Source organism: Pseudomonas sp. AC016 (assembly GCF_979253365.1).
This window is the reverse complement of record NZ_CEEDCC010000001.1, coordinates 3,702,702-3,717,483: the sequence shown is the minus strand read 5'-3', so window position 1 is coordinate 3,717,483 and position 14,782 is coordinate 3,702,702. Positions and strand designations below refer to the sequence as shown.

Sequence of the window (14,782 nt, the reverse complement as noted above, 5' to 3'; positions counted from 1 at the left end):
AGCGTCGTAGATGAGTAACACGAAAGACGATGACCTGCAGCGCCAGGCCTCTGAACACACCTTGAATCTCAATCCGGTGGTGGGCTTGCGTCGCAAGGACCTACTGACCACCGCACGCATGGTGCTACGCCAGGCCATCAGACAACCGATCCACAGCCTCAAGCATGTCGCTCATCTGGGTACCGAACTCAGAAAGGTGGTGTTCGGCAAATCCGCTCTGCAGCCGTCCCCGGACGATCGACGCTTTGCCGACCCGGCCTGGAGCCAGAACCCGCTGTATCGCCGTTATCTGCAGACCTACCTTGCCTGGCGCAAGGAGCTGCATGACTGGATTGGCGGTAGCAATCTCACCCCGCAGGACGTCAGCCGTGCTCACTTTGTGATCAATCTGATGACCGAAGCCATGTCGCCCACCAACTCGGCAGCCAACCCTGCCGCCGTGAAGCGCTTCTTTGAAACCGGTGGCAAAAGCCTGCTGGACGGCCTGTCACACCTCGCCAAAGACCTGGTGCACAACGGTGGCATGCCCAGCCAAGTGAACATGGACGCGTTCGAGGTGGGCAAGAACCTCGGTACGACCGAAGGTGCGGTGGTGTTTCGCAACGATGTGCTGGAGCTGATCCAGTACAAGCCGATCACCGAGCAGGTCCACGAAAAGCCACTGCTGGTGATTCCGCCGCAGATCAACAAGTTCTACGTCTTCGATCTGAGCCCGGAAAAGAGCCTGGCGCGCTTCTGTCTGCGCAGCAATGTGCAGACGTTCATCATCAGTTGGCGCAACCCGACCAAGGCCCAGCGCGAGTGGGGCCTGTCGACCTACATCGAGGCGCTGAAGGAAGCGGTGGACGTAGTCCTGGCGATCACCGGCAGCAAGGACCTGACCGTGTTGGGCGCCTGTTCCGGCGGCATTACCTGCACCGCCCTGCTGGGCCATTACGCAGCCCTCGGCGAGCAGAAGATCAACGCCATGACCCTGCTGGTCAGCGTGCTGGATACCACGCTGGACACCGATGTCGCCCTGTTCGTCGATGAGCAGACGCTGGAAACTGCCAAGCGTCATTCGTATCAGGCGGGCGTGCTGGAAGGCCGGGACATGGCCAAGGTGTTCGCGTGGATGCGGCCCAATGACCTGATCTGGAACTACTGGGTCAACAACTACCTGCTCGGCAATGAACCGCCGGTCTTCGACATCCTGTTCTGGAACAACGACACCACGCGTTTGCCGGCGGCCTTTCACGGCGACCTGATCGAGATGTTCAAGAACAATCCGCTGACCCGCCCGAACGCGCTGGAAGTCTGTGGCACACCGATCGACCTGAAACAGGTGACCACCGATGTGTTCTGTCTGGCAGGCACCAATGACCACATCACGCCGTGGCCGTCCTGCTACAAGTCCGCCCGTCTGTTCGGCGGCAAGACCGAGTTCGTGCTGTCCAGCAGCGGGCACATCCAGAGCATTCTCAACCCGCCGGGCAATCCCAAGTCGCGCTACATGACCAACACCGAGTTGCCGGCCACGCCAGACGAATGGCAAGAAAACGGTACCAAGCACACAGACTCGTGGTGGCTGCACTGGCAGGCATGGCAGACCGAGCGTTCGGGCAAGCTCAAGAAAGCGCCCACAACACTTGGCAATAAAACATTCCCGGCAGGCGAAGCGGCACCCGGCACCTACGTTCACGAACGCTAGACTCAAGGAAGAAGGCGCACTGCCGTTCACTATGGAAGTGACCGGCAGTGCTCGTTAGGCGAATGACAGACGTACGATCTGGTCGAAACGCAGGACAGCTTTCCCAGCGGTTTAACCAACAGGGCTTTGCGCATGCCTCAACCGTTTGTATTTCGCTCCATCGACCTGGACGGTCACACTATTCGCACCGCTGTGCGACCCGGCAAGAGCCATTTGACGCCGCTGCTGATCTTCAACGGCATCGGTGCCAACCTCGAGCTGGTGTTTCCGTTCGTCGACGCGCTGGACCCGGATCTGGAAGTCATCGCGTTCGACGTGCCAGGCGTCGGCGGCTCCTCCACACCCAAACGTCCCTACCGCTTTCCGGGCCTGGCGAAGCTGGCCGCGCGCATGCTCGATTATCTGGACTACGGGCAGGTGAATGCGATTGGCGTGTCGTGGGGCGGTGCGCTGGCACAGCAGTTCGCCCACGACTACCCCGAACGCTGCAAGAAGCTGGTGCTGGCCGCGACTGCGGCCGGTATGGCGATGGTGCCCGGCAAGCCACGGGTGCTGTGGCTGATGGCAAGTCCGCGCCGGTACATCCAGCCTTCGCACGTGATCCGTATCGCACCGGAAATCTATGGTGGTGCGTTCCGTCGCGACCCTCATCTGGCGGCCAACCATGCGGCGAAGGTCCGCTCGTCCGGCAAGCTCGGTTACTACTGGCAGCTATTCGCAGGCATGGGCTGGACCAGTATCCACTGGCTGCACAAGATTCATCAGCCGACGCTGGTGCTGGCGGGTGATGACGATCCATTGATCCCGTTGGTCAATATGCGCCTGTTGGCTTGGCGGATACCCAATGCCCAGCTACACATAATCGATGACGGGCATTTGTTCCTGATCACTCGAGCCGAAGCCGTGGCTCCCATCATCATGAGTTTTCTGCAACAGGAACGACAACGCGCAGTCATGCACCCGCAACCTGTACCTCCCAGAGCGCGCTGAATCCGTCCGTCACGGTCGAAGGCACTGGAACGCTTCGCGAACAAAAAAAGCTTCACCGACTGCGCCAGAGACAGGAGTGTCGAACCGCGCAGAACGACGCAGGCCGCCGCGACGGGGCCTGCGCCAGTCCATGAGTTGATGGCTTGACGAAGGAGTGTTGCCCTCATGCAAGAAAAACCAACGAAGGTTGCCGAAATGACGCCGGCCACCTTCATCAACGTGCAAAGCGCCGTGACCGGCCTGCGCGGACGCGATCTTTTTTCCACCCTGCGCAGTGTCGCTACCCAAGGCTTGCGCCATCCCTTTCGCAGCGCCCGCCACGCCCTGACGCTGGGCGGTCAGTTGGGGCGCGTGATGCTGCTGGGCGAGACGCCGCATCCGCCCAACCCGCGCGACAGCCGTTTCGCCGACCCGACCTGGAGCCTCAACCCGCTGTACCGTCGTGGCTTGCAGGCTTATCTGAGCTGGCAGCACCAGGTCAAACGCTGGATCGATGACTGCGACCTGTCCAAGGATGACCGGGCAAGGGCGCATTTTCTGTTCAACCTGCTCAACGATGCCCTGTCGCCGACCAACACCCTGCTCAATCCGCTGGCGGTCAAGGAGCTGTTCAATTCCGGCGGCACCAGCCTGATCAAGGGTCTGAGCCACATGGCCGATGATCTGCTGCACAACAACGGCTTGCCCAGCCAGACCACCAAAGACGCGTTTGAAATTGGTCGGACTGTGGCGGCAACACCCGGTGCCGTGGTGTTTCGCAACGAAATGCTTGAGCTGATCCAGTACAAGCCGATGAGCGAAAAGCAGTTCAGCCGACCGATGCTGATTGTCCCGCCGCAGATCAACAAGTACTACATCTTCGACCTGAGCCCCACCAACAGCTTTGTGCAATACGCACTCAAGAATGGCCTGCAGACCTTCGTGATCAGTTGGCGCAACCCGGACGTGCGGCATCGGGAATGGGGCTTGTCCAGTTACGTGGAAGCCACCGAAGAAGCGATGAATGTGTGCCGGGCAATCACCGGTGCCCGTGAAGTGAATATCATCGGAGCCTGCGCCGGTGGCCTGACCATCGCTGCGCTGCAGGGCCATTTGCAGGCCAAGCGCCAGATACGGCGGGTGGCAAGCGCGACCTACATGGTCAGCCTGCTGGACAGCCAGATCGAAAGCCCGGCCACGCTGTTCATTGACGAAGAAGCACTGGAAGCCGCCAAACGTCGCTCCTATCAGCGGGGTGTGCTGGAGGGCAGCGACATGAGCCGAGTATTTGCCTGGATGCGGCCCAACGACCTGATCTGGAGCTACTGGGTCAACAACTACCTGCTGGGCAAGGCACCACCGCCGTTCGACATTCTCTACTGGAACAACGACACCACACGTCTGCCAGCCGCGCTGCACGGCGACCTGCTGGATTTCTTCAAGCACAACCCGCTCAGCCATCCGGGCGGACTGGAGGTCTGCGGTACGCCTATCGATCTGCAGAAAGTCACAGTGGACAGTTTCAGCGTCGCCGGCATCAACGACCACATCACCCCTTGGGATTCGGTCTATCGCTCGACCCTGCTACTGGGCGGCGAGCGTCGTTTCCTGCTGTCCAACAGTGGTCACGTGCAGAGCATCCTCAACCCGCCGGGCAATCCGAAAGCCAATTACGTAGAGAACGGCAAGCTCAGCGGCGACCCGCGCGCCTGGTATTACGACGCCCAGAACCACGAAGGCAGTTGGTGGCCAGAATGGCTGACCTGGATTCAGGAGCGTTCCGGCAGTGAGCGCGAGACCCGCATGGAACTGGGCAACGCCAAGTACCCGCCGATGGAAGCCGCGCCGGGCACCTACGTGCACATGCGCTGATGGCCTGACCTGAAGGGGCAACACTGTGCGGTGCGCCCCTTGCCTCCTGATGACGTTGGATTCTCGAACAAGAAGACTGGATGAAAACCCGCGACCGTATCCTCGAATGTGCACTGACGCTGTTCAATCAACAGGGCGAACCCAACGTCTCGACGCTGGAAATCGCCAACGAAATGGGCATCAGCCCTGGCAATCTGTACTACCACTTTCACGGCAAGGAGCCGCTGATTCTGGGTCTGTTCGAACGCTTCCAGACCGAACTTGCCCCTCTGCTCGACCCGCCCGCCGATGCAAGGCTCAGTGCCGAAGACTACTGGGTGTTCCTGCACCTGATCGTCGAGCGCCTGTCGCACTACCGATTTCTGTTTCAGGACCTGTCCAACCTCGCCGGACGTCTGCCAAAGCTGGCGCGTGGCATCCGCAACCTGCTCAACTCACTCAAACGCACCCTGGCCTCACTGCTGGCCCGCCTGAAATCCCAGGGCCAACTGGTCAGCGAAACCCAGGCGCTGGGGCAACTGGTGGAGCAGATCACCATGACCCTGCTGTTCTCGCTGGATTACCAGCGCATTCTTGGCCGTGAAGGTGACGTGCGGGTGGTGGTGTACCAGATCATGATGCTCGTCACCCCGCACCTGCTGCCCACCTCGAGGCAGGCAGCCGAGCAGATTGCGATGGAGTATCTGGGGCGGTGAGGATTGAAGGCTGGGAAGCAAGTTGCTTTACGATTGATGCTTTGTACGCGACCTGATGCGCTATAGCTATTCGGAAGAAACGACTTCGTTCAGCACGTCTAACACCCTAAGATCACCTTCAAGGTCGCTCCATACCCCGTCAGCAATGACAGATCCCTGCTTCATAACAATCACACGATCGAAAAAAGGCAGCGCTGCAAGATCGTGAGTTGCACAGATCAATCCCTTATGCTGAAAATGAGTGAATAATATTTCCCAGACACGTACCCCCGTCTCTTGGTCTAATGAAGCTGTTGGCTCGTCGAAGAGGTTAAAATCTCCAGGTCGGTTGATCAGCCTAAGTAACGAAAGTCTTTTCGCCTCTCCGCCAGAAATATTTTTGGCACCCTCTGCGATATAGGTGCTTTTTGCCAGTTCGTGCAATTCTAACGACTCAATTGCCGACGCCGCTAACGAAGATATTTCATATCCAAAAAAAACAGACTGGCGAATATAGCCCTCTAGAAAAACAGGGCTTTGCGGGCAGTAGCGAACACGACTTAGGTATTCCTCGATACCTGAGGGATGCAGGGGCAAGTCGTTGGCACTGAGATGCTGACGTTTAGATCTCAGTGTACCGGCCAATGTTTCCAAAAGCGTGGTTTTACCTCCACCGCTTGGCCCGATTATCGCGACGGATTGATCAGACTGAAAACGCAACAGTTTGTCTGTAACCCCTTCTACGCGCGACAGACTCAGGCTGGAGAGATGACGAAGAACAGATTGCTGAGAACACGTTATCACGTCATCCAACAGCAACGTTTTTTCCAGCTTTTCTTTGTCAACTCGAAATTGATCAAGTGCTCTATACGCTTCTGCCAATGCGCTGAAATTATTCAATAGCATCCCGGCGATCGAAAATACAGCGACCAGGTCGCCGACCGTCAGCCTTGGTGAAACCGACAGTTGATCATAGACACCCCAGGCTAACAATCCTGCGACTGACAGTCCAAGGTACAAAATCTTTACAGCACCCAGAAGGGCTCCCGTGCTGGCGACTTTTGTAGCAGCTTGCGCATAACCTGCATAACTCGCATACAACTGTTCAGGCGCTTGATCGCAGGCCTGCTCAAGTTTTATTATCTTCCCGGCCTGAAACGCCTCAAAAAGCTTTGAGGACACGGCGTCCTCTAGTTCGTTGACAGCCGTTAGAAAAGGACGCCGCCAGTTTACCAGGCAGCGATAAATAAACATATAGACAATTGACACACCCAAAAGAGCAAAAAATATAGTTACGCCCCCGACAAGCGAAAAAATAGCAGCAATTAACGCCAACTCGATTATTAAGGGCAGCCCTGCCGTGATGACGAATGTCAGAAATTTTTCATGTGCAGTTATTCCTCTCTCCAACGACTTTATCAACCCACCGAGGCGTAGAGATGAGAACTGTTCGAATTCTTTTTGCAGAATCTTTGCTGTCCACAGAACGGACTTTTCCTTCAGAATGATCTGTACGAGTTTCACAAGCTGGTAGGTTTGCAAGGGATGAAAAACTGACTGAAGAGCAGTAGCAACGCACAACATAATCAATAGAAAAAAACTGTAGGTTGCGTCAACCTGAGGTGATGTAGAAAACGTATCAATAATCTTCCCTAACAACAGAGCGGGAATTAACACAGACACCTTTACGAGAACGGTCATGCCCGTTGCGCCGATAAAAAGCGTTCGTTTTGAACGAAGCGTTTCTTTTAAAAAAGCAATCATGGCACACACCTTTTATTGCAATGACTTATTCGCATGCAGTAAGTGTTGCGGAACGACTGGCAGGCCCGCTCTAATCAAGTTAAACCTCTCCAACCCGGGAACATAAATCTGCGTCACTGCACAGCCATTTTCAAAAGACAGCACCGTACGACTAAGAATCCTCAGCCCTGTACTCGAAACTTTTTTTATCACATGACTCACTTGGTCAGTCACTGACATTTGCACAGGCGGGGTGAGTCGTTTGCAGGGTAGATCAATATTCCTAATCACTTCCAACTGCAACAGTGGTTGTAGCGCAGGCACTTTATGCATCAATGCATAGGCCCTAAAGTCAGTTGCTTTTTCAGACGCATCAAAAAGCTGAGTCGTTTGCAGAAGCTCAGAAGCGGCTCGTTTTATAGCGACCCTAGGGTCCACCGAGCAGCCCGATCCTATTGGGCAAATCGGGTATCTTCCATCCGGCCTCTTCGGCATGGCCATACTAAAATAAACGCCATAAATTGTTTTCACGATTAATATTTTCATCGCTTCATCGTTTCAACGGCGGACCGAAAATCGGATACTTTGTAGAAAATATCATCCAGTACGTCTGCGCTTACAGATGCCAGCATTAATCGCTCATGCTGACCACACAGCGACATAAAGATTTTTGAAAGCACGTGCCGCTCTACAACTTCATTGAGACCGTGAAGAAGCGCCTCAGGCCGTGAACAACCAAACGCAATGCCTGAGTTCGAAGAGTATTTATTAAGAAATGAGAGCTCCGCCTGCATACAGGCTTTTCCTGTAAGCGGTATATGTGGCATTTGAAGCACTGCCGGAAGCAGCACAGGCGCACCGGACTGCATATCGGTCAACGTCACACAATTAATAACCGAACAGTCACTTGGAAGGTTAGCAACCAACCCATCCATGTTGAGCAAAGGTTGAAGACGAACCGTTTTCACAGCAGACTCTACGAGATGCCGAGACCAATCGTAGCTCAATGCATAGTGTTCAATGCTTTCAGCCAATGCACCAATGTCGCAATGATAACCTTTCCCCGCGCCCTCGCTTACCACCCTACCCTCATTATCACTGAGTACACAGGTTGCAACTGTTTTTGATGAATTCTCGTACTCTAGTGAAGCAGACAACGACAAAGAAGAAGTCGCTTGCAAGATTTTATCTCTCGCTGCCGCAGGCACGTACTCTCGCTCAAACATAAAAACTCCTGATTTGAAAGGCTTGGGGAATACCCCAAGCCTGCCTTACAGCGATACCGAATCAATCAATAGAATAGAATTGATTTTCACTCGGCAGGAGATGACCCAGCGCATCTTGACTTTGATTCATCGGGTCAATTGAAATTTCCGAACGACGTCTTCCCATTATTATTGCTCCATAAGATTTTAAGTAGTGGTGACAATCACCTTACTCGTACACGCTGTGCGAGTGAGATATTAGTAACATCGACACCAGACTCCTCATAGACCCTTTGGACGCCCTGCAGTCCGACAAAACTGTAGGATAATTCCTTGGCCATGTAGGACACCAAGCTTAAACCCATGAACAATCAAGCAAATCACTGTAGGAATGGCTAAACAGACACTGTCTTATTATTTTAAATTCATCAGTAACTTTACAGACGGACGATCCAACTGAGTGCCGACCATCCGTTTTCTTCACACATGCACCGAGACCTGTAAGCAATCTATTTAAGATCTTGCCGGACGTGGAAAGTAGAGCCTCCACAAGGACTATCAGTAAGCGCTGCACAACAAAAAGCCCGACCTGCTGAGCAGGTCGGGCCTTGGCGTTTCCGGTCTTCTTACGAAGGCTGGTTGGCGGGTGCTTCCGGTGAAGGCGTTGGCGCGGCAGCCGGTTTCGGGCTGTCTGCCGTGGCCGAGGCGGCTGGCTTGGGTGCTGCGGCCTTTTTGGCTGCCGGCTTTCTCGGCGCAGCCGGTTTGGCGGCTGGCTTGGCAGCATCCTTGGCCTTGCTGGCCGTTTTGGACGCCGCTTTCTCGGCAGCATCAAGCGGCTTGGCGGCCGCCTTTCTGGCCGCAGGCTTGGCCGCTGCTGCTTTATCCGCAGCCTTGTCTGCTGTCTTGGCGACGGTTTTGGCCGCTGCTTTCAGCGGTTTGGCCGTGGTCTTGGGAGCAGGCTTGGGCGCGGCAGCAGCGCGCGGCGCAACCGGACGAGCCTTGGCGCCGGTCAGTTGCTCGATCTGCTGAGTCAACTGGTCAACCTTGCTGTGCAGTGCCTGGACTTCGTTACGGCTCGGCACACCCAGACGCGAAATGGCGCTGTTCAGACGCTTGTCGAACGCACCTTCCAGTTCGTTCCACTTGCCCAAAGCCATGTCCTTGACATCACCGACGCGGGACTTGGCCGCCTTGGTGGTGTCCTTGACTTCATCGATCTGTTTCTGCGCTTCGGCCTTGGTCTGCTTCTCAGCCTTTTCGCCGTCTTTTACCAACGTCTCGAAAAGCTTACTGCCGTCATTGCTTATCTTGGAGTAAGCGCCTAAACCAGCCAGCCAGATTTGGCGAGAGTACTTCTCAACCTCGCCAATCCAGGAGCTGCCTTCTTTCTCTACCTTTTTCTTGCCAGCCATCCTGCTCTCCTTATTGTCCAGGCTCGGAACGTTCGAGTCGTTTAGGCTCAGAGCGTTCGAGCTTCTTGGGCCCGACACGTTCAAGCAATGCCGTCAGCTCATCGAGCTTAGCAGAGAGCGTGTCAACATCATGTTTAGACGGGATGCCGATCCGGTTCAAGGCCTTTGCGACGCGGCGGTCGAAAGCACCTTCGATTCGGTCGAGTTGCGCTTCGACATGACCCTTGGCATCGGACACTTCGCCCTTGACCGAGTCCATTTCGCTGTTCGCGGCTTCAAGCTTTTCATCCAGAACTTTTTTGGCTTCCTGCTCAGCCTGCTCACCCGTCTTGATCAGCTCTTTGACGTATTGCGTACCTTCCTCATTGACCTTGGCGTAGGCGCCCAGGCCTGCCAGCCAGATCTTGCGGGCATACAGCTTGACGTCGGAAAAGGTGGAAGCCTGTTCGTCTTCGATTTTTTTCCTGGTGGTAACTCTGGCCATGGTGCACCTCATGCTCGAAAGTTGAAGGAACCGCCCCACAGGGGCATGAGCTCAAAGCTACGGAGAAAAATTAGAATGCTCACCCTAGGGTGAAAGGAAAGGAGCAGAGCACGGCGGCCTGCTGAGCCCCGACAAACGGGGCATTACGACTCGGACAGTCTCAGGCAGCCAGTGCCTTGTCCAGCACACGCTCGACCTCGGATTTGATCGAGCCGCTCATGGTCGACAGGATGAAGTTCAGGTCGATATTGATGCGAATCAGCTCGTCCTCGACCTCTACCTTGCCCTTGGCGCCCTTGCCTTCGAGTTTCACGGTGTCGCCTACCCACTCATGGGCCAGGCCATACCGGTCGGCAAGCTTTTCCACCAACTGCTCCGCCTTCTCGCGCGCCTGCTCCCGGCCCAGGGAATGAGGGCGCTCAACAGTTATCTTCGCCATGAGAGAGTTCCTTGATGATCGTATGAAATGCGGCGCAACTATATACACCCGTCTGCATCCAAGAAAGCGTTGGCGGTGAGCCTTGTCAAGACAAAGCCAGCCTTGACGATTAGAATGGCCCGCAATCTATTCCGGTGAAGCGATATGAACGATCAGCGCAAAGGCAGCGATGCCGAACCTACGACTCACTTCGGTTACAAAAATGTACCGGAAAGCCAGAAGGCAGAAAAAGTCGCTGAGGTATTCCACTCGGTAGCGGCCAAGTACGACCTGATGAATGACCTGCTGTCCGGCGGCATGCACAGGCTCTGGAAACGCTTTGCCATCGAACTCTCGGGGGTTCGTACCGGCAACCGCGTGCTCGACATCGCGGGCGGCACAGGCGACCTGACCCGCAAATTCTCCAGCCTCGTCGGCCCGACCGGCCACGTGGTACTGGCAGATATCAACGCCTCGATGCTGAAGGTCGGCCGCGACCGACTGCTCGACCTGGGCGTTGCCGGCAATGTGGAATTCGTCCAGGCCGACGCTGAAAAGCTGCCGTTTCCGGACAACCATTTCGACTGCGTGACCATCGCCTTCGGCTTGCGCAACGTGACGCACAAGGAAGACGCCCTGCGCTCCATGCTGCGCGTGCTCAAGCCCGGCGGTCGCCTGCTGGTGCTGGAGTTCTCCAAGCCGACCAACAAGCTGATGTCCAAGGCCTACGACGCCTATTCCTTTGCGTTCATGCCGTTCATGGGCAAGCTGGTGACCAACGACTCGGAAAGCTACCGCTATCTTGCCGAGTCGATCCGCATGCACCCCAATCAGGAAACCCTGAAGTCGATGATGGTAGAAGCCGGTTTTGACCGCGTGACCTATCACAACATGACCTCGGGCATTGTTGCCCTGCACCGCGGTATCAAACCGTAATGTTGCTTCGGGGGCTGCTCGCCAGCGTCGAGCACGGTATCAACCGCGTGTTGCGTCTGGACAGCACGGCGCTGCCGCGTCTGGCCCGGTTGTCCGGCCATGTGATCAAGATCGATTGCCGCGATCCGTCCCTGAAAATCTATATTCTGCCCAGCGACGAGGGCCTGCTGTTGGCCCCTGAATGGGCCGCCGATGCCGACTGCACCCTTCGCGCTCCGGCGTCGAGCCTGCTGCGTCTGGCCCTGAGCAAGGACAAGACGGCCGTGCTGCACGGTCCTGAAGTCGAGCTGGATGGCGACAGTGGTGTACTGCTGGAACTGGTTGGAATCCTCCAGGACCTTGAGCTGGACTGGGAACACGAGCTGTCCCGCTGGCTGGGTCCTGTGGCCAGCCAGTTGCTCAGCGGCCATTTACGTAATAGTGCGCGCTGGACGCGTGATAGTGTGGCAAGCCTGAGCCAGAACGCGGCCGATTACTTCAGCGAAGAGTCGCGCACCCTGGTCGGCAAACATGAAGCCGAAGCCCGCTTTGCCGAACTCGACCAGATCAAGCTCGATCTGGAACGCCTCGAGGCGCGTTTTGCGCGCCTTGCCCGATCCCTCAATTCCAGCGATAACGCATGAAGCTGCTTGCCGTCCGCCGTCTGTTTCGCATTCAACGTGTCGTTATCCGCTACCGCCTCGATGACTTGTTGTTCGCCCTGCCCCTGCCGTGGTGGATGCTGGCAGTTCGTTTCGTGCTGCCGTGGCGCTGGCTGCCGCGCAGCAAATCGGAGCTGAGCCGTGGCGCACGCTTCCGTCTGGCCCTTCAGGATCTGGGGCCGATTTTCATCAAGTTCGGCCAACTGCTTTCGACCCGCCGCGACCTGTTGCCCGAGGACATTGCCGACGAACTGATGCTGTTGCAGGACCGCGTACCGCCGTTCGACCAGAATCTGGCCATCAAGCTGATCGAAGAACAGCTTGGCGCGAAAATCTGCGACGTGTTCAGCCGCTTCGATGAAACACCCCTGGCGTCGGCTTCGGTCGCGCAGGTACACGCCGCTCGTCTGAAGACCGGCGAAGAGGTTGTGGTCAAGGTGGTGCGCCCCGGCCTGAAGCCGATCATCGGCCAGGATCTGGCGTGGCTGTTCATCCTGGCCCGCACCGCCGAGCGCCTATCAGCCGATGCGCGATTGCTGCACCCGGTGCAAGTGGTGATGGACTACGAGAAAACCATCTACGACGAACTGGACCTGCTGCGCGAAGCCGCCAACTCAAGCCAGTTGCGCCGCAATTTCGAAGGCTCCGAGCTGTTGTATGTGCCGCAAGTCTACTGGGACTGGTGTCGCCCGAAAGTGCTGGTCATGGAACGCATCTACGGCGTTCAGGTGACCGATCTGGCGACCCTGGCCGATCAGCGTACCGACATGAAACTGCTCGCCGAGCGCGGAGTGGAAATCTTTTTCACCCAGATCTTCCGCGACAGCTTCTTTCACGCCGACATGCACCCAGGCAACATCTTCATCAGCACGGTCAGCCCCTGGAGTCCGCAGTACATCGCCATCGACTGCGGCATCGTCGGCAGCCTGACACCGGAAGACCAGGACTATCTGGCCCGCAACCTCTTCGCTTTCTTCAAGCGCGATTACCGTCGCGTGGCGCAATTGCACATCGATTCAGGCTGGGTGCCGGCCGAAACCAAACTCAACGAGTTCGAAGCGGCGATACGCACCGTTTGTGAACCGATCTTCGAGAAGCCGCTCAAGGACATTTCCTTTGGTCAGGTGCTGATGCGCCTCTTCCAGACTGCACGCCGCTTCAACATGGAGGTCCAGCCACAACTGGTCCTGCTGCAAAAGACGCTGCTCAACATCGAAGGTCTGGGCCGCCAGTTGTACCCCGAGCTTGACCTCTGGAGCACCGCACAACCCTATCTGGAACGCTGGATGCGCGAGCGCGTCAGCCCCAAGACACTGGTGAGCAATCTGCAATCGCAGGTCGAGCAGTTGCCGCACATCGCCAACATGACCCGCGACCTGCTGGAGCGTCTGTCCCGCCCGCACGCTTCCGACCCGCCAAACCCATGGCGCGAGAACAGGGACGGCTGGGCCTTGCGACTGATCGGCTCGGCCTTGCTGGCCGGTGGCGTCATACAGGGCTGGGTGATCAGCGAAGCCGGTACGCAACTGCCGACACTTGCGGCTTGGCCCGCGGCGATCATGCTCATTGCCGGGCTGTATCTGATCGTTCGCCGATAGCCAGCAGCGCATGGCGCTGGCACACTGTTCAACCCGCCGGACCTCAAGTCCGGCTGCCGGAGTAGATATGAAAGACTGGCTGGACGAGATTCACTGGAACAGCGACGGTCTGGTGCCTGCAATCGCTCAGGACCACAAGACCGGCCGCGTACTGATGATGGCCTGGATGAACCGCGAGGCCCTGAGTCTGACGGCGTCCGAGAATCGTGCAATCTATTGGTCGCGTTCGCGTGGCAAACTCTGGCGCAAAGGTGAAGAATCGGGTCATGTGCAAAAGCTGCATGAACTGCGCCTGGACTGTGATGCCGACGTCGTCATCCTGATGGTCGAGCAGATCGGCGGCATCGCGTGCCACACTGGCCGTGAAAGTTGCTTCTACCGAGTGTATGAAAATTCAGGCTGGAAGACCGTCGACCCGGTCTTGAAAGATCCTGATGCTATTTACCATGCAGGCCATTGAACATGACTGATACGCTGTCCCGCCTGGCCGAGGTGCTGGAATCACGCAAGGATGCCGCTGCCGACAGTTCCTATGTCGCCAGCCTGTATCACAAGGGGTTGAACAAGATTCTGGAAAAACTTGGCGAGGAATCGGTTGAAACCATCATTGCCGCCAAAGACGCTGCCATCAGCGGTGATTGCAGCGACGTGATTTATGAAACGGCTGACCTGTGGTTCCACAGCATGGTCATGCTTGCGGCACTGGGTCAGCATCCACAAGCCGTACTCGATGAACTGGACCGCCGGTTCGGGCTATCCGGTCATGCGGAAAAAGCCGCCCGTACAGCAGACTGACTGCCTTCCCCTTTCGAGCTTGAAGAATCTTCTACGAGGACTGTTTCATGGGTATTTTTGACTGGAAACACTGGATCGTCATCCTGATCGTCGTGGTACTGGTTTTCGGTACCAAGAAACTCAAGGGTCTGGGCACTGACGTCGGCGAATCGATCAAGGGCTTTCGCAAGGCCATGAACGACGACGAAAAAAACGCTGATCAAGCTTCTGCGCAACCACAGCCTCAACCTCAGACTCAACAACCGTACACCGCGCCCCAGGGCTCGCCTCTGAACCAGCCGCATACCATCGATGCGCAAGCGCACAAAGTTGAAGAGCCGACCCGCAAAGACCAGGTTTAAGACC

General features: G+C 56.5%; 16 protein-coding genes. 10 read left to right on the top strand and 6 right to left on the bottom strand.

Annotation, left to right across the window (positions count from 1 at the left end; all coding sequences use genetic code 11):
• The first annotated feature begins 10 nt into the window (after positions 1-10).
• From phaC (AC0IXS_RS16785) to AC0IXS_RS16770, 4 genes are all read left to right on the top strand, one after another.
• A complete protein-coding gene (phaC, locus tag AC0IXS_RS16785) occupies positions 11-1,690 on the top strand; it encodes a class II poly(R)-hydroxyalkanoic acid synthase (RefSeq protein WP_004882677.1) in 1,680 nt (559 codons plus the stop codon).
• 132 nt (positions 1,691-1,822) lie between these two features.
• Positions 1,823-2,680, top strand: a complete 858-nt coding sequence (gene phaZ / locus AC0IXS_RS16780; protein ID WP_004882678.1) for a poly(3-hydroxyalkanoate) depolymerase — start codon at positions 1,823-1,825, stop codon at positions 2,678-2,680.
• Positions 2,681-2,845: 165 nt separating this feature from the next.
• Positions 2,846-4,531, top strand: a complete 1,686-nt coding sequence (gene phaC / locus AC0IXS_RS16775) for a class II poly(R)-hydroxyalkanoic acid synthase (protein WP_057409720.1) — start codon at positions 2,846-2,848, stop codon at positions 4,529-4,531.
• 80 nt (positions 4,532-4,611) lie between these two features.
• The gene (locus AC0IXS_RS16770) at positions 4,612-5,226 is read left to right on the top strand and encodes a TetR/AcrR family transcriptional regulator (protein ID WP_057409721.1); all 615 of its coding nucleotides are present in this window, start codon (positions 4,612-4,614) and stop codon (positions 5,224-5,226) included.
• A gap of 66 nt (positions 5,227-5,292) precedes the next feature.
• Here the strand turns inward: AC0IXS_RS16770 and AC0IXS_RS16765 are convergent, their stop codons facing one another.
• The 6 genes from AC0IXS_RS16765 to AC0IXS_RS16740 form a co-directional block, all read right to left on the bottom strand.
• A complete protein-coding gene (locus AC0IXS_RS16765) occupies positions 5,293-6,969 on the bottom strand; it encodes an ATP-binding cassette domain-containing protein (protein ID WP_122668657.1) in 1,677 nt (558 codons plus the stop codon).
• Positions 6,970-6,981: 12 nt separating this feature from the next.
• On the bottom strand, positions 6,982-7,494 hold the full coding sequence (locus AC0IXS_RS16760) for a YcaO-like family protein (RefSeq protein ID WP_057409723.1): 513 nt from the start codon (positions 7,492-7,494) through the stop codon (positions 6,982-6,984).
• On the bottom strand, positions 7,491-8,174 hold the full coding sequence (locus AC0IXS_RS16755; protein WP_057409724.1) for a YcaO-like family protein: 684 nt from the start codon (positions 8,172-8,174) through the stop codon (positions 7,491-7,493). The genes AC0IXS_RS16760 and AC0IXS_RS16755 overlap by 4 nt, the downstream gene beginning before the upstream one ends.
• Before the next feature lie 605 nt (positions 8,175-8,779).
• Positions 8,780-9,565 carry a phasin family protein gene (locus AC0IXS_RS16750; RefSeq protein WP_057409725.1) on the bottom strand — a complete coding sequence of 262 codons (786 nt, stop codon included), beginning with the start codon at positions 9,563-9,565 and terminating at the stop codon, positions 8,780-8,782.
• Positions 9,566-9,575: 10 nt separating this feature from the next.
• A complete protein-coding gene (locus tag AC0IXS_RS16745) occupies positions 9,576-10,049 on the bottom strand; it encodes a phasin family protein (protein WP_191954562.1) in 474 nt (157 codons plus the stop codon).
• A gap of 160 nt (positions 10,050-10,209) precedes the next feature.
• The gene (locus tag AC0IXS_RS16740) at positions 10,210-10,488 is read right to left on the bottom strand and encodes a polyhydroxyalkanoic acid system family protein (RefSeq protein ID WP_004882685.1); all 279 of its coding nucleotides are present in this window, start codon (positions 10,486-10,488) and stop codon (positions 10,210-10,212) included.
• 144 nt (positions 10,489-10,632) lie between these two features.
• Here AC0IXS_RS16740 and ubiE point away from each other — a divergent pair, with 144 nt between their 5' ends.
• From ubiE to AC0IXS_RS16710, 6 genes are all read left to right on the top strand, one after another.
• On the top strand, positions 10,633-11,403 hold the full coding sequence (ubiE, locus tag AC0IXS_RS16735) for a bifunctional demethylmenaquinone methyltransferase/2-methoxy-6-polyprenyl-1,4-benzoquinol methylase UbiE (RefSeq protein ID WP_004882686.1): 771 nt from the start codon (positions 10,633-10,635) through the stop codon (positions 11,401-11,403).
• Positions 11,403-12,026 (top strand): ubiquinone biosynthesis accessory factor UbiJ, encoded by a 624-nt coding sequence (locus AC0IXS_RS16730; protein ID WP_025993915.1) that lies wholly within the window; start codon positions 11,403-11,405, stop codon positions 12,024-12,026. The genes ubiE and AC0IXS_RS16730 overlap by 1 nt, the downstream gene beginning before the upstream one ends.
• Entirely contained in the window at positions 12,023-13,642 is a 1,620-nt protein-coding gene (gene ubiB, locus AC0IXS_RS16725) for a ubiquinone biosynthesis regulatory protein kinase UbiB (protein ID WP_057409727.1), read from the top strand. Before AC0IXS_RS16730 ends, ubiB begins: the two co-directional genes overlap by 4 nt.
• Positions 13,643-13,709: 67 nt before the next feature.
• A complete protein-coding gene (gene hisI / locus AC0IXS_RS16720) occupies positions 13,710-14,102 on the top strand; it encodes a phosphoribosyl-AMP cyclohydrolase (protein ID WP_004882689.1) in 393 nt (130 codons plus the stop codon).
• A gap of 2 nt (positions 14,103-14,104) precedes the next feature.
• Positions 14,105-14,437: a phosphoribosyl-ATP diphosphatase gene (locus tag AC0IXS_RS16715; RefSeq protein WP_096767103.1), complete on the top strand. Its 333-nt coding sequence runs from the start codon at positions 14,105-14,107 to the stop codon at positions 14,435-14,437.
• A gap of 47 nt (positions 14,438-14,484) precedes the next feature.
• On the top strand, positions 14,485-14,778 hold the full coding sequence (locus AC0IXS_RS16710; RefSeq protein WP_004882691.1) for a twin-arginine translocase TatA/TatE family subunit: 294 nt from the start codon (positions 14,485-14,487) through the stop codon (positions 14,776-14,778).
• The last annotated feature ends 4 nt before the right edge of the window (positions 14,779-14,782 follow it).

Bases quoted from the DNA above. Each gene is read 5' to 3' on its own strand.
- phaC (WP_004882677.1), top strand. From the start codon at position 11: ATGAGTAACACGAAAGACGATGACCTGCAGCGCCAGGCCTCTGAACAC.
- phaZ (WP_004882678.1), top strand. From the start codon at position 1,823: ATGCCTCAACCGTTTGTATTTCGCTCCATCGACCTGGACGGTCACACT.
- phaC (WP_057409720.1), top strand. From the start codon at position 2,846: ATGCAAGAAAAACCAACGAAGGTTGCCGAAATGACGCCGGCCACCTTC.
- AC0IXS_RS16770 (WP_057409721.1), top strand. From the start codon at position 4,612: ATGAAAACCCGCGACCGTATCCTCGAATGTGCACTGACGCTGTTCAAT.
- AC0IXS_RS16765 (WP_122668657.1), bottom strand. From the start codon at position 6,969: ATGATTGCTTTTTTAAAAGAAACGCTTCGTTCAAAACGAACGCTTTTT.
- AC0IXS_RS16760 (WP_057409723.1), bottom strand. From the start codon at position 7,494: ATGAAAATATTAATCGTGAAAACAATTTATGGCGTTTATTTTAGTATG.
- AC0IXS_RS16755 (WP_057409724.1), bottom strand. From the start codon at position 8,174: ATGTTTGAGCGAGAGTACGTGCCTGCGGCAGCGAGAGATAAAATCTTG.
- AC0IXS_RS16750 (WP_057409725.1), bottom strand. From the start codon at position 9,565: ATGGCTGGCAAGAAAAAGGTAGAGAAAGAAGGCAGCTCCTGGATTGGC.
- AC0IXS_RS16745 (WP_191954562.1), bottom strand. From the start codon at position 10,049: ATGGCCAGAGTTACCACCAGGAAAAAAATCGAAGACGAACAGGCTTCC.
- AC0IXS_RS16740 (WP_004882685.1), bottom strand. From the start codon at position 10,488: ATGGCGAAGATAACTGTTGAGCGCCCTCATTCCCTGGGCCGGGAGCAG.
- ubiE (WP_004882686.1), top strand. From the start codon at position 10,633: ATGAACGATCAGCGCAAAGGCAGCGATGCCGAACCTACGACTCACTTC.
- AC0IXS_RS16730 (WP_025993915.1), top strand. From the start codon at position 11,403: ATGTTGCTTCGGGGGCTGCTCGCCAGCGTCGAGCACGGTATCAACCGC.
- ubiB (WP_057409727.1), top strand. From the start codon at position 12,023: ATGAAGCTGCTTGCCGTCCGCCGTCTGTTTCGCATTCAACGTGTCGTT.
- hisI (WP_004882689.1), top strand. From the start codon at position 13,710: ATGAAAGACTGGCTGGACGAGATTCACTGGAACAGCGACGGTCTGGTG.
- AC0IXS_RS16715 (WP_096767103.1), top strand. From the start codon at position 14,105: ATGACTGATACGCTGTCCCGCCTGGCCGAGGTGCTGGAATCACGCAAG.
- AC0IXS_RS16710 (WP_004882691.1), top strand. From the start codon at position 14,485: ATGGGTATTTTTGACTGGAAACACTGGATCGTCATCCTGATCGTCGTG.